This window comes from Micromonospora citrea (assembly GCF_900090315.1).
Lineage (GTDB): Bacteria > Actinomycetota > Actinomycetes > Mycobacteriales > Micromonosporaceae > Micromonospora > Micromonospora citrea.
This window is the reverse complement of record NZ_FMHZ01000002.1, coordinates 6047243-6060628: the sequence shown is the minus strand read 5'-3', so window position 1 is coordinate 6060628 and position 13386 is coordinate 6047243. Positions and strand designations below refer to the sequence as shown.

Genomic DNA, 13386 nt, shown 5'->3' with positions numbered 1-13386 from the left:
GCCGGCCCGGTCCGATCGCCGATCGGGCCGGGCCGGCCCACGACCGGCGCCCCGGGGCGGCGACGCGCCCGTCAGACCTGCACCACCTTCACCCCGGCCTGCTCGATGAGGCCGACCTGCTCCGGGTCCGCCGCCTTGTCGGTGATCAGGGTGTCGATGTTGCCCAGCGGGCAGATCCGGTTGAACCTGCGGCGGCCCAGCTTCGAGGCGTCCGCCACCACGATCGTCCGCGCGGCGCTGGTCACCATGACGTGGTTGATGGCCGCCTCGCCGTCGTTGTGCGCGCTGGCGCCGTGCTGGTGGTCGATCGCGTCCACCCCGAGCACGACCACGTCCAGCGCCACGGACGCCAGCATCGTCTCGGCGATGCGGCCCACCAGCTCGTAGGACTGCGGACGGGCGGTCCCTCCGGTGAGCACCACCCGGATGTGCGGACGCACGATGAGTTCGTTGGCGATGTTCAGCGCGTTGGTCACCACCGTGACCGGCGGCAGATGCCCGTCCGGGTCGGCGCGCAGCGCCAGCGCCCGCGCCACCTCGGTCGTCGTGGTGCCTCCGTTGAGCCCCACCGTGGCCCCCGGCGGGATCGCCGCGACCGCGGCCGCGGCGATCCGCTGCTTCTCCGAGGCCTGGCGCACCGCCTTGTAGCGCAGCGGCAGGTCGTAGGAGACGCTGGTGGCCACCACGCCGCCGCGGGTGCGCGACACCAACTGCTGCGTGGCGAGCTCGTCGAAGTCACGCCGGATGGTCGCCGTGCTCACGCCCAGCTCGCGGGCGGTGGACTCGATGTCGAGCTGCCCCTCGGCCGCCACCATCTCCAGGAGCCGGTGCCACCGCTCGTGCTGGTTCACGTCTCACCCCGGTCGTCTGGCCTGCCCATGCGGCCATCCTCGCATCCCTGAAGCGGCCGTCCGTACGCCACGGGGGCGCCGGCGGGCGACCCCCGGCGGCCGCGCGCCGCAGGGTGGTCGCCCGCCCGCTCCCCCACCGCACCGGGGGCGACGCCACGTCGCCCCCGGTGCGTCAGGCCGGAGTGAGCCGCCAGTGCTGGCTCGGGTCGCCGGTGTCGCTCTGCTGCACGACGGCCGCCCCGTCGGTGGTCGCCCGGTCCGCCACGCCGAGGACCCTGCCGCTGCGCACGTTGACGAGCTTGACGAAGTCGGTGGAGACGGCGACGACCCGCCACTGCTGGTTGCCGCCGCCGTGCGCGGTCCACTGGATGACCCGGGCGCCGTCGGCGGTGGAGGCGCCCTCCACGTCGGCGAGCAGCTGCGAGTGGACGCTGGTCATCGTGGTGACGCCGCCCGCGGCGCCCGCCATCAGCCACACCTGGTTGGCCCCGCCGTTGGGGCTCCACTGGATCAGCTGGACGCCGGTGTCCCGGGACCAGCCCGGCACGTCCAGGGCCTTGCCGCTGGCCCGGTTGACCACGCTGTGGCGGGTGGCGCCCGCCTGCCCGCTCAGGGTGGCCTCGAATGGGATCGGCTGCGCCTGCACCTGGTGCAGGTCGAAGACGACGATCTCGTTGGCCCCGACCCGCAGCCAGGGCGCCGGGCAGTAGAGCCGCTGCTGCGGCCCCACCTTCCAGTAGCGGCCCAGGTTGCGCCCGTTGACCCAGACCACGCCCTTGGTCCAGCGGGACATGTCGAGGTACGTGTCGCCGGTCTGGGTGAGGTTGACCGTGGCCTTGAAGAAGATGCCCGGCCGCGAGCTGTCGCCGACGACCGGCCTGAGCCCGGCCACGAACGCCTCGTCGACGGGGAGCAGGTGGGTCTGCCACCCGGTCAGGGTGCCGGTCAGGGCGCCCGCGTCGAGCAACGACACCCGTTCCAGGATGCCCTTGCGGTCGACCAGGGCCTGGCCGTAGTTCGTCCGGCCCATGCCCTCGACCAGGATGTCGAGGGTGGGGCTGCCGCTCGCCGAGGTCTTCAGCGGCAGCGGCGCGTCCTGCACGGTCACCCCCAGCGGGCCGGTGTAGGACGGCGCGAGGTTGCTGCGGGACATGCCCCCCTGGTAGACGCCGTCGAGGAAGACGGTCGCGTAGTCGCGCACCGACCTGACCTCCAGCCTGCCGCCCGTGTAGCCCGGCAGCACCCGGCGGTAGAGTATGAAGCCGGAGTTCTGGCCGTACATCTCCATCGGCTGCGGGTTCACCGTCTGCGCGGGCGGCAGCGCGGCGGGCAGGTTGTCCCAGAGCGAGGCGTACGGCGCCGGCAGCACCGCCTGGCCGCCGGTGCGCACGATGGTGGGGATCGGTGCCGGCACGGCCGGCAGCGGCGCGCCGAGCGCCGTACCGATGATCTCGCGGTAGGTGGGGTACAGGCGGGCCGGTCGGCCCTGTTCGGTGATCGGCGCGCCGTAGTCGTAGCTGGTGATGTCCGGCTGGTAGCCGGACCCGTTGTCGGCGGCGTTCGCGCCCGCCGAGTACCCGAAGTTCGTGCCGCCGTGGACCATGTAGATGTTGAACGACAGGTTGCCGGCCATCAGGCCCTGCAACTGGCTGGAGATGTCGGTGTTCGATCCGGCGAAGCCGCCGTCGCCCCAGTGGGTCAGCCAGCCCGAGTAGAGCTCGCCCGACATGGCCGGCACGGCCGGGAAGGAGCGGCGCGCCGCCGCGATCGCCGCGGCGTCGCCCCCGCTGAGCGCGATCGCCCCGCCGGCGACGACGGTGCGGTTGGCCTGCACGTAGCCGAGGCCGTCCTCCGTGTAGAAGGGACCGGCGATTCCGGCGTCGAGCCAGAGCCGCCGCAGCTCCTCCAGGTAGGTGACGTCGGTGCCGTACGACCCGTACTCGTTCTCGACCTGGACCATCAGGATCGGCCCGCCGTCGGCGACCATGAGGGGCCTGACCTGCGCGGCGAGCGCGTTGACGTAGCGGGCGACGGCCGCCATGTAGTGCGGGTCGGCCGCGGTGCGCACCCGCAGCCTGATGTTCGGGTTGCGCAGCAGGTACGGCGGCAGACCGCCGAGGTCCCACTCGGCGCAGACGTACGGACCGGGGCGCAGCAGCACGTACATGCCCTCGGCCTGGCACAGCCGGACGAAGCCGGCGATGTCGCGCCGGTCGGTGGTGAAGTCGAAGACGCCGGGGCGTTCCTCGACGTGGTTCCACATGACGTAGATGGCGATCGTGTTCAGGCCCATCGCCCTGGCCATCTGGATCCGGTGCCGCCAGTACTGCACGGGGATCCGGGCGGGGTGCATCTCCCCGCTGCGGATCTGGAAGGGCCGGCCGTCGAGCAGGAAGTTGCTGCCGTCGGCGGAGAAGCCGAAGGTCTGTGCCGCGGCGGCGGCGCGGGCGGGGCCGCCCGACGCCAGCATCGCCGCGAACGGGCTGAGCACACTCACAGTGAGGAGTTGACGCCGTCGCATGGTCTCTCCTTCGCAGGCAGGCGTCGTCGGCACGCCGGCGGCGGCCGGGCCCGGGGGACGAGGCCGGATCGCGAGCGCGGTGACGATTGTCGATATAGCTAGAGCCTGCCAGACATCGCAATATCATGTAAATATCCCGCGTGTTTATTGCATTTTCGATCATCGGTGCCCCCCGGGCCCTCGACTCCGCCAGGATCGGCGCCGGACGAGGCGCGGCTCGCCGCCGTCGGGACGCCGTCTGCGACCCCGGAACGACAAAGGGGGCGGCCCCGGGCCGTCGCCGATGCGACGCGCCCGGGGCCGCCCCCGACGCGCGGGAACTCAGCCGCAGTTGCCCCAACTGGACCGACCCGCGCTCACCCAACTCGTGAAGTACATGACCTCGCCGCGGTACATGACGCACTTGTCGACGGCGGAGCGCTGGATGGCGGCGTAGTACTTGTAGTTTCCGGGGTCCTCGACCCAGGAGCCGCCCTCCACCCGGATCCCCGCCGACACCCCGGTCGTCGAGCCGACGGCCACCCGCTTGAGGGTGGCGACGCAGTTGTAGCCGGTCGCACCGTTGTACATCAGGTAGACGTCGCCGACCTTGGTGCCGTCGGAGTGGTAGATCGACCGGTGACCGTCGCTGGCGTAGGCCCACGAGCCGCCGAAGTCGTTGTTGCACGCCTGCGCCGCGGTGAACGGATTCGTCGCCGCCTGGGCGGGCGAGGCGAGCCCCATCGCCGCGACGGTCGCGGCGAGAATCGAGACGGCCAGTCGTCGCGCTGATCCGCGCACCCGTACCTCCACATGATTCTGGCGCGCGGAGACCGCGCGCACGGGCGGCCATGATCCCACAGTGGACGCGCCCAAGATCGCCGACTCCGCCGGTTCGCCACGCGGGATGCCGGCCGGGCATCACACCGGCCGTCGCGGGCTGTCGGATCCCGTCGGGGCGTTCGCGCCCGACCGGCCGCCCGGACCCGGCCGGCAGTGGCTCCGGTCACGATCGTCGGGCCGGGACGCCGTGACCGGCAGTGGCTCTGGTCACGATCGTCGGGCCGGGACGCCGTGACCAGCGCTCCTGCGCCGCGGCCGTCGTGGACGTCCGGGCACAAAGGGCGCAGACCGCGCTAGCTTTGCGCCGTGCGTGGCTATCGGATCGGCATCCTCGGGCGGACCGAGTTGAGCGTCGACGGGGTGGTGGTGTCGCTCGCCCCGTTGGAGCGGGCACTCGTCGCGAGCCTGGCGGCCCACCATGGACGCATCGTCTCCGTCGACCGCCTGATCGACGGGCTCTGGCCGAACGATCCGCCCGCGGGGGCGCGCAACCGGGTCCAGGCGGTCGTCGCCTCCGTCCGGCGCGGTGCGACGCCGGAGCTGATCCTCACCCGCTCGCCCGGCTACCAGTTGAACCCCGTCGTGGTCGTGGACGCGGCGGAGTTCGCCGCCGACGTGCAGGCCGCCGCAGCCGCCACCGACCCCCGCTGCACGGTCGAGCTGCTCGACCGGGCGCTCGCCCGATGGCGCGACGAGGCGTTCGTCGACGTCGGGGCGAGGCTCGTCGACTTCGAACGGGACCGGCTCCACGAGCTGCGCGAGAACGCGGTCGAGCTGCGCTTCGAGGCACTGCTCTCGCTCGGCCTGCATCAGGAGGTCGTGCCCGAGCTGACCACACTGGTGCGGGACCGGCCGCTGCGGGAGCGACTGCGCGGCCACCTCATGGTGGCCCTGCACCGCAGCGGCCGGCAGGCGGAGGCGCTCGCCGTGTACCGGGCCGGGGCCCGGCTGCTCGCCGAGGAGCACGGCATCGATCCGGGCCCCGAGCTGCGGCAACTGCACCGGGAGATCCTGGGCAGCGAGCGGGAGACGTCCCCGCGCGCGTGGGTGCGTCCCCATCAGCTGCCCGGGGTCACCGGTGACTTCGTCGGGCGCGACAAGGAGCTGGGGCTGCTGCTGTCGTTGCTGGGGCGTACCCCACCGGCCGCCGGCGTGGCCCAGGTGATCGTCGTGACCGGGCTGGCGGGAACGGGCAAGACCACGCTGGCGTTACGGGCGGCGCACGAGAGCCGCCACCGCTTCCCCGCGGGGTGCCTCTACGCCGACCTGCGCGGCAACACCCCGGACCCGGCCCGGCCCGGCGCGGTGCTCGGCGCGTTCCTCCGCGCCCTCGGGATAGCCGGCGAGGCCATTCCGGTCGCGGCCGAGGAACGCGCGGCGCTGTACCGCTCCGTGCTCGCCGACCAGACCATGTTGGTGATGCTGGACAGCGCGGCGGACGCGGCGCAGGTGCGCCCGCTGCTGCCGCCCGGCGGCAGCACCGCCCTGGTCACCAGCACGGGGGCGCTGCCCGGCCTGCCGGGCACCGAGGTCGTTCCGCTCGACTTGCTGCCGGTCGACGACGGCGTGGACCTGCTGGCCGGGCTCGCCGGCGCCGAGCGGATCAACCGGGAGGCCGGGGCCGCCGTCGACGTCGTGGAGCTGTGCGGTCGCCTGCCGCTCGCGTTGCGCATCGCCGGCGTGCGGCTGGCCGAGCGGGAGGCGATGACCGTGGCGCGGCTGCGCGAGCGGCTGCGCGACGAGCGACGCCGCCTCGACGAGCTGTCACTCGACGGGCTCGACGTGCGCAGCAGCTTCACCGTCGGGTTCGAGCGGTTGCCACCGCCCGCCGCGCGGTTGCTCGCGGTGCTCAGCCGTACGTCGCTGCGCAGCTTCGGCATGTGGGACGAGACCTCCGAGCCGCTGCTGGAACAGCTGTGCCGGGCCCACCTGCTGACCGACGATCCCAGCGGCCGGGTACGCATGCACGACCTGGTCAGGCTCGTCGCCCGGGAACGCACCGAGGTTCCCGTCGAGGAGGTGATCGCCTGGTACGAACGGCTGCACGCGTACGCCGGGCGGGCCGGGGCGTCGCTGCCCTGCGGGGCCCTGCCGGTGGCTGACGCGGGGCCCACGATCGACGCCTGGGAGGCGGTCGAATGGTTCGAGGCGGAGCGGGAGAACCTGGTCGCGGCGGTGCGGGACCTGCTGCGGCTCGGCGCGGTCGACCTGGCCGGACGCCTGGCCTGCACGATGGGCAACTTCGCGACGATGCGCAGTCAGCACCTGCCCGAGTTCGTCGACTGCCTGCGCGGCGTGCTCGACCGCCACGCCGAACTGTCGGCGCCGACCCGGATGTCGCTGCGGCTGCACCTGGGCACGGCGTACGGGTGGTTGAACCGGCACGCCGAGGCGGTTCCGCTGCTGCGCGCGGCACAGCGGGACAGCCGCGGGCCGTGGGTGGCGCACCGCCTCGCCGCGCTGCAGAACTACTCGCTGTGCTGCCGCCACCTCGGTCGGTTGCGGGAGGCGGACGCCGCGCTGCTGGTGATGGTGCGGCTGTGCGCCGCGCACTGGCCGGTCGGCCCCGTCGGCGGGCACGTGCTGTTGGCCCTCGGCATGCGGTACGGGCAGTACCACCTCACCTCCCCGTTCGCCGAGGCCGCCTGCGCCGCCGCCCTGCGGGTCTTCGTCGACGAGGGCGACCTGTGGGGCGAGGCGCTCGCGCGGGAGACCATCGGGCTGCTGCACCGGCACGCCGAGCGGTGGCCGCCGGCCGTGGAGCAGCTCCGGCAGGCGGTGGCCGCCGCGCGCCGGCTCGGCGACCGGATGAGCGTGACCACGGCCGAGCAGGCGCTGGCCGCGACGCACCTCGCGGCCGGGAACGGCGAGTCGGCCCGACGGCTGCTGCGGCGTACGGTGCTGGCGTTCCACGAGATGCGTCACGAGTGGGGCGAGGCGATCTCCCGGCGGCTGCTCGGCAAGGCGCACCTGGAGGGGGGCGACGCGGACCGGGCGGTGGTGGAGTTGGAGGGCTCGGTGGCGATGCTGCGCGACGTCGGGCAGCCGTTCCCGCTGGCGAACTCGCTGCACCTGCTGGCGCGGGCGCAGGCCACCCTCGGCAGGTACGACCGGGCGGTCGTGCTGGGCGAGGAGGCGCTGGGCATCTTCGCGCACTTCGACTCCCCGTACGCCGACGACCTGCGCGAATCGCTGCCGCGCTGGCGGAGCGCAGCCGACGCGCAGTAGAAGCGCAGGGCGCGCGCAGCGGCGGTCAGCACAGTGATGGCAACCACCCACTAAGGAGGTCTGCCATGACCAAGATGATGACCCGCGTCGGCGACGCCGTCCTCGCCAAGGTGCTCGGCCGCGAGGAGGCCGGTGCCTGCGTGCCGGAGAACGGCCAGGCGTGCGGGTGCGTCGCGTCCAACGGCTACTGCTCGGGCGGCTACTACTTCCGCTACTACCGGCAGGGCTACTACAACTGCTACGGCTCCTGCGTGACCTCGACGTCGCGGTCGATCTGCTACACCAAGAAGGTCGGCGTCTGCTGACCTGACTTCCCCTCGGGGGCCGCGCCGTCCGGCGCGGCCCCCACCCCTCCGACTCGCCGAGGAGTTTCCATGTCGGGTTTCGCCTACGCCGCCATCGCCGTCGTCGGCGCCGTCGCCGCGCTCAACCTCGTCCTGACTCTGGCCCTCGCCCGGCGGCTGCGCGAGGTGCAGGCCGGCCACGGCCACGACCACGACGGCGAACCCGTTCCCGAGGTGCTGCCCGCCCCGGGCCTGGACGTCAGCGGCTCCCCGCACGCCGACCTGGCCACCGGCCGGCGCACGGTGGTCATGCTGACCCCCACCTGCCCGCCCTGCCAGGATCTCCTGGACGCCCTCACCGACGACGCCGCGCGCTACCGCCACGACACCCTCGTGTTCATGATCGGCACGCCGGCGGAGACGGCCGCGATGGCCCCCCGCCTCGCCGGCTTCGACACGGCGACGATCTCCGAGGCGCAGGCCGAGAGGGAGTTCCGGGTCAAGGGGTTCCCCGCCGTGCTGTCGATCGTCGACGGCGTCGTCGTCGGCGCCAGCCACCAGCTTCCGGTCCTGGCCTGAGCCGTGGCCACGCTGCGAGCCGCGCTGCGGCTGGGCTGCGCCGACCGGAAGGCGCTCGCCGCCATGGTGGCCCTCGTCGTCGTCGGCGCGGCGCCACCGCTCGGCATCGCGTGGTTCACGAAGCTGCTGTTCGACGAGGTCAGCAGGGGCGGCTCGGCCAACCCGTCGACCGCGACCTGGTATGCGGTGGCGATCGCCGTCCTGGGAGCCCTGGCGGCGATCGCCAGCCGCGTCTCCGGCTACTTCACCACCGCGCTGCAGAACGCCATCACGATCGCCGCCGACGTGCGGCTGTACCAGAAACTGAACAGCTTCCTCGGCCTGGGCCCCTTCGAGCAGCCGGCCCTGCGCGACCGGCTGGCGCTGGCCCAGCAGGCCGCCACCCAGGCGCCGTACGTGGTCGTCATGTTCGCGGTCGACGTGGCCCAGAACGTCGTCACCATCGGCGGCTTCGCCGTGATCCTGGCGTCCCTCTGGCCGCCGGCCGGTCTGCTCCTGCTCGCCGTGGCGGTGCCCGAGTTCCTCATCCAACTGCGGCTGTCCCGGCGGACCGCGCGGGCGGTGGAGGACAGCGCCGGCCTGTTCCGGGCCCGGTTCCTGTTCCAGGCCGTGCTGACCGACCTGCGCGCCGCCCGGGAGGTGCGCCTCTACCACCTCGGCCGGTTCTTCCACGACCGGCTCACCGGCGCGGTGCGCTCGGCCGCCCACATCGAGCTGGCCGCCGCGCGGCACACCACGACGGTGCAGGCGTGCTGGGCGTTGGCCGGCGCCGCGGTGACCCTCACCGCGACGGTGTTCGCGGTGAACGCCACGGTCCGTGGCCGGCTCAGCCTCGGCGACCTCACCCTCCTGCTGGCCGCGTTCACCGCGGCGCACAGCGGCCTGGCCGGCATCGCCGCCCAGCTCGGCGAGGCCGGCGCCGCCATGCGGCTGTTCCGCCACTACGTCGCCGTTCTCGACACTCCCACCGATCTGACCGACGGGACCCTGCCGGCGCCGCCGCTGCGCACCGCGATCAGGTTCGAGGACGTGTGGTTCCGCTACGACGAGGACGGCCCCTGGATCCTCCGGGGCGTCGACCTCACGATCACCGCCGGTGAGGCCGTCGGACTCGTCGGGCTCAACGGGGCCGGCAAGAGCACCCTCGTCAAGCTGCTCTGCCGGTTCTACGACCCCGACCGGGGCCGGATCACCTGGGACGGGGTGGACCTGCGCGAGCTGCGGATCGAGACGGTGCGCCAGCGGATCGGGGCGGTGTTCCAGGACTTCATGTGCTACGACCTCACCGCCGCCGAGAACGTCGGCATCGGCCGGCTGCCGCACACGGCCGCACAGGTCGAGGAGGCCGCCACGCGCGCCGAGATCCACGACCGCCTCCGCGCGCTGCCCCACGGCTACGACACGTTGCTCAGCCGTACCTTCGCCGACCAGGACGGCGAGCCCGGCGTGACGCTCTCCGGCGGGCAGTGGCAGCGGGTCGCGCTGGCCCGGTCCCTGATGCGCGCCGACGCCGACCTGCTCATCCTGGACGAGCCCAGCTCCGGGCTCGACGCCGACGCCGAGACCCGCGTGCACGCCTCGCTGACGCGGATCCGCCACGGCCGCACCGGGCTGCTGATCTCCCACCGGCTCGGCACCCTGCGCGACGCGCGCCGCATCGTCGTGCTGGGCGCCGGACGCGTCGTCGAGTCCGGTACGCACGACGAGCTGATGGCGGCCGACGGCGAGTACGCCCGGCTGTTCCGCCTCCAGGCCGACGGCTACCAGCTGGCGGCGACGTGACCGGCTGGCTGCGCCCCCGCTGGCTCCAGGCCGACGGCTACCATCTGGCGGCGACGTGACCGGCTGGCTGCGCCGCCGCTGGCGCCTAGTGGTCGTCCGCGGGCAGAGCATGGCGCCGACGCTGCACGACGGCGACCGGCTCCTCGTCCGCGTCGGGCGGGCGCCGGTCGTCGGCGACCTCGTCGTCTTCCGGGCCCGCGACGTCGTCCCGGAGGCGGACCTGACCTGGATGGTCAAGCGGGTGCACCGGGTCGAACCGGACGGCGCCGTGACGGTGCGCGGGGACAACGCCCGCAGCCAGGACTCGCGGCATTTCGGGGCGGTGCCACCCGAGGCGATCCTCGGGGTGGCCAGAGGGAGGCGATGACACATGTACGTCGAGATCGGGTGCCGGGTGCTGCTCGGCACGGTCCTGCTGGCGGCGGCCGTCGGCAAGGTCTCCGGGCGCGACGCCTACCGCGAGTTCACGCGCTCGGTGCGCGACATGGGCCTGCGACCGGCCGGTCCGCTCGCCGCGGCGGTGGTCGCCGCCGAGTTCGCCGCCGTCGCACTGCTGGCGGTGTTCCCGCTGGGCGGGTTCCTGGTCTCGGGCGCCCTGCTGGTCGCCTTCACCACCGCCATCGTCGTGAACCTGCGGCGCGGCGGCGGCACCTGCCGCTGTTTCGGCCGCACCGCCGCGCCCCTGGGCTGGCACCACGTGTGGCGCAACGCGTTCCTCGTCGGCTGCGCCGTCGCCGGCGCGCTCGCACCGGCCGGGCCGGTACGCCCGGGCGAGGCGGTCCTGGCCGGCGTCGCCGCGCTGGCCGTCGGTGTGCTGGTCGTCATGCTGGACGAGCTGCGCTACCTGTTCGGCGCGGCCAGCCGCACGTGACCCCCGAGGGGCCGCGGGCGTACCCGCGGCCCCTCGGCGCGGCCGGTGTGCCTCGCGGCTCGCGGGTGGCCGCCACCGACGGACCGGTCACGGCCCGCCGGCCCCCGAACGGGCGGCCGTCCCACGGTCAGCTCAGGCCACGCCGTACGAGCTGCCGGCGCAGCACGTCGTGTCGGACCAGTACTGGTAGACCACCACCTCGACCCGCCGCCCGTCCGGCACGTTCTCCGAGCCGTACTTGCAGCCGTCGGAGGAGTTCGAGTCGGCGACCGAGAACTCGTTGACCCAGAATCCGCCCGCGGAGTCGTACGAGTAGACGACCCCCCGGATGCCCCGGCCGTCGGCGCTCATGTCGCAGACCTTGAGGCTGTCGCCGTCGTGGTACCAGACGGCCTGCCCCCGCGCCGTTCCGCCGCTGTACGTCCAGGCCATGGCGTTCTCACCGGCCATGGCGGGCCCGGCGGCGACCGTGACGGAGGTGGCCACGGCGAGCACCGTCGCCGCGGTGAGGGACGCGGTCCGACGCAGCATGTTCATGGTTTCGTCCTTTCTGGATGGGTGCTGTTCTGCGGGCCGGCTGGTCGGCCGGCGTCGGTTCACGGGCGGCTCACCCCGGCCGGCGGCTCGACCGGCCGGCCCGCCGCGACTCCCCGGGCTTCGCTGTGACCTGCCGTCACCGTCAGGCCGGCGACGCGGGTGGGTCCCCGACCGGCCGCCCGCGCGGCCGTCCGGCGGCCCCGACGTGCCCACCCGCGTCGTCACCGGCCGCGAGGGGACACGGCCGCCGCCGGGGCGGCGGGCGAGAACAGGGCGACCAGGTCGTCGAGGCGCACGACGACGAGCGCGCCCACCACGCCCAGCGGCACGGACAGCGCCGCGGTCCCGACCGTCGTCCCGGGATCCCCCGATGCGGCGTACCCGCCGATCCCGGCGACCACGGTCAGCACGACGTTGCGGGCGAGATGGTGTCGGCCGAACGGGGCGGCGGCCGCCTCCCCGAAGCACCGGCACGACGCCTGCGTGCCACGACGGAGCACCACCGCGACCGCCACGGTGAACGCCGCCAGCAGGGCCGCCGCCAGCGCGAACCCGACAGTGGTCAGCGCCGCTCCGGGCAGCGGCGCCAGCAGCAGGGGCACGACCGCCTCGGCGGCGACCACCGCACCCGCCACCGGGACGACCATCCGCGCCGGCAGCAGGTCCATGGTCCGCAGCGAGTCGGCGAACGCCCGGAACGCGGGCCGCCCGCGCAGCTTGCCGGCGGCCGACGCCAGGAAGACCAGCGCGAGCAGGCACTGGCTGAACCCCGACACGTACGACATGCTCTCCGCCTCCTGTTGTCGCTCCCCCGGGCGAGAGGGAGGCCCTCTGCCCCGCCGCTCCGCTACCGTGATGCGGTGCCTGAACCCACTCTGCTGATCGCCGTCGGCGCCGTCGTGACACTCGGGGCCGCCGTGCTGGTCGCCCGCGCCCTGCTCCAGGTGGTCGGGGTCAACGGCGACAGCATGACCCCGACGTACCAGGAGGGCGACCAGCTCCTCGTGCTCCGGCGAGGGTTCCGGCACCGGCTGCGGGTCGGCGCCGTCGTCGTCTGCCTGCCGCCGCCCGGCATCAGGATCACCGCCGGCGACGCCGACGCCGCCACCCAGTTGATGGTCAAGCGGGTGGCCGCGCTGCCGGCGGGTGAGGTCTACGTCCTCGGGGACGCGCCCCGGCACAGCCTCGACTCGCGGGCCTTCGGCGCGCTCCCGGCGGAGCTGGTCCGCGGTGTCGTCATCCGCCGGCTGCGGGCCGCCTCGCGGCATCCGGGCCGGCAGCCCGGCCTGGCGTCATCGCCCGGCGGTCACGACGTCGCGCCCCGGGGACAGGCCGGGTAGCTGGGCCGCGCTGTTGCTGACAGCGCTGACCCGCCCGTCGGCGTCGATTAGATAGAATGTGGGGAAGGCGGCGACCTGGAAGGACGACTGGAGCGTCCCGTCGAGCGGCTCGTGGACGATGGTCGCCCGGCTGTCCGCCACGCCCAGCGCGGCGACCAGTTCGGCGCGCTCGCTCTCCTCGCGCTCCGGGGCCGGGCGCAGCCGGGTGAGCACGACGAGCACCGCCGCCGGGGTGTCGAGCGCCTCGGCGAGCGCCGACCGCACGTCGGGTAGCTGCTCCTGGCACCCCGAACAGTCGGGGGCGAGGAAGGCCACCAGGCCGCCCGACGCGCGCAGCGAGGCGAGGGACACCGCGTCCCCGTCGGCGGTCGACGCGGTGAAGTCGGGCACCTGGGCGCCGACCGCGAGGGTCACCGGTGGGCGGGCGCGGGCCAGCTCCTCCGTGTGCTCGCGCAGTTTGCGGATCACGCCGAAGATCAGCAGCAGGTTCAGCAGCGTGAGGATGGTGAGTACGACGAGGACGGCTACGACTACGGGCATGGGTCAGCTCCTGACGGGAATGGGCACCGGG

Annotated in this window: 13 protein-coding genes; 7 read left to right on the top strand and 6 right to left on the bottom strand. The window is 73.9% G+C overall.

Annotation, left to right across the window (positions count from 1 at the left end; all coding sequences use genetic code 11):
• Positions 1–71: 71 nt before the first annotated feature.
• From GA0070606_RS27715 to GA0070606_RS27705, 3 genes are all read right to left on the bottom strand, one after another.
• Positions 72–851 carry a DeoR/GlpR family DNA-binding transcription regulator gene (locus GA0070606_RS27715; RefSeq protein WP_091106149.1) on the bottom strand — a complete coding sequence of 260 codons (780 nt, stop codon included), beginning with the start codon at positions 849–851 and terminating at the stop codon, positions 72–74.
• Between the two features lie 172 nt (positions 852–1023).
• The gene (locus GA0070606_RS27710) at positions 1024–3372 is read right to left on the bottom strand and encodes a beta-galactosidase (RefSeq protein WP_176737446.1); all 2349 of its coding nucleotides are present in this window, start codon (positions 3370–3372) and stop codon (positions 1024–1026) included.
• Between the two features lie 321 nt (positions 3373–3693).
• Positions 3694–4152 (bottom strand): hypothetical protein, encoded by a 459-nt coding sequence (locus tag GA0070606_RS27705; protein WP_141721864.1) that lies wholly within the window; start codon positions 4150–4152, stop codon positions 3694–3696.
• A 348-nt stretch (positions 4153–4500) separates the two neighbouring features.
• Here GA0070606_RS27705 and GA0070606_RS27700 point away from each other — a divergent pair, with 348 nt between their 5' ends.
• From GA0070606_RS27700 to GA0070606_RS27675, 6 genes are all read left to right on the top strand, one after another.
• Positions 4501–7422, top strand: coding sequence for an AfsR/SARP family transcriptional regulator (locus tag GA0070606_RS27700; RefSeq protein ID WP_091106141.1), 2922 nt, complete (start codon positions 4501–4503; stop codon positions 7420–7422).
• Between the two features lie 65 nt (positions 7423–7487).
• Positions 7488–7727: a hypothetical protein gene (locus GA0070606_RS27695; RefSeq protein ID WP_091106138.1), complete on the top strand. Its 240-nt coding sequence runs from the start codon at positions 7488–7490 to the stop codon at positions 7725–7727.
• Between the two features lie 69 nt (positions 7728–7796).
• The gene (locus GA0070606_RS27690) at positions 7797–8285 is read left to right on the top strand and encodes a thioredoxin domain-containing protein (protein ID WP_091106135.1); all 489 of its coding nucleotides are present in this window, start codon (positions 7797–7799) and stop codon (positions 8283–8285) included.
• Positions 8286–8288: 3 nt separating this feature from the next.
• Positions 8289–10067, top strand: a complete 1779-nt coding sequence (locus tag GA0070606_RS27685; RefSeq protein ID WP_091106132.1) for an ABC transporter ATP-binding protein — start codon at positions 8289–8291, stop codon at positions 10065–10067.
• A gap of 55 nt (positions 10068–10122) precedes the next feature.
• The gene (locus tag GA0070606_RS27680; RefSeq protein WP_091106130.1) at positions 10123–10434 is read left to right on the top strand and encodes a S24/S26 family peptidase; all 312 of its coding nucleotides are present in this window, start codon (positions 10123–10125) and stop codon (positions 10432–10434) included.
• A gap of 3 nt (positions 10435–10437) precedes the next feature.
• Positions 10438–10938: a MauE/DoxX family redox-associated membrane protein gene (locus GA0070606_RS27675; protein ID WP_091106127.1), complete on the top strand. Its 501-nt coding sequence runs from the start codon at positions 10438–10440 to the stop codon at positions 10936–10938.
• A gap of 132 nt (positions 10939–11070) precedes the next feature.
• Here the strand turns inward: GA0070606_RS27675 and GA0070606_RS32750 are convergent, their stop codons facing one another.
• A complete protein-coding gene (locus GA0070606_RS32750) occupies positions 11071–11475 on the bottom strand; it encodes a hypothetical protein (RefSeq protein WP_091106124.1) in 405 nt (134 codons plus the stop codon).
• A gap of 221 nt (positions 11476–11696) precedes the next feature.
• The gene (locus GA0070606_RS27665; protein ID WP_091106121.1) at positions 11697–12260 is read right to left on the bottom strand and encodes a MauE/DoxX family redox-associated membrane protein; all 564 of its coding nucleotides are present in this window, start codon (positions 12258–12260) and stop codon (positions 11697–11699) included.
• 75 nt (positions 12261–12335) lie between these two features.
• On the opposite strand from GA0070606_RS27665, the gene GA0070606_RS27660 reads away from it, so the two are divergent.
• Entirely contained in the window at positions 12336–12815 is a 480-nt protein-coding gene (locus GA0070606_RS27660; RefSeq protein ID WP_245724837.1) for a S26 family signal peptidase, read from the top strand.
• Here GA0070606_RS27660 and GA0070606_RS27655 read toward each other — a convergent pair.
• On the bottom strand, positions 12768–13355 hold the full coding sequence (locus tag GA0070606_RS27655) for a peroxiredoxin family protein (protein ID WP_091106119.1): 588 nt from the start codon (positions 13353–13355) through the stop codon (positions 12768–12770). The genes GA0070606_RS27660 and GA0070606_RS27655 overlap by 48 nt on opposite strands.
• Positions 13356–13386: the final 31 nt, after the last annotated feature.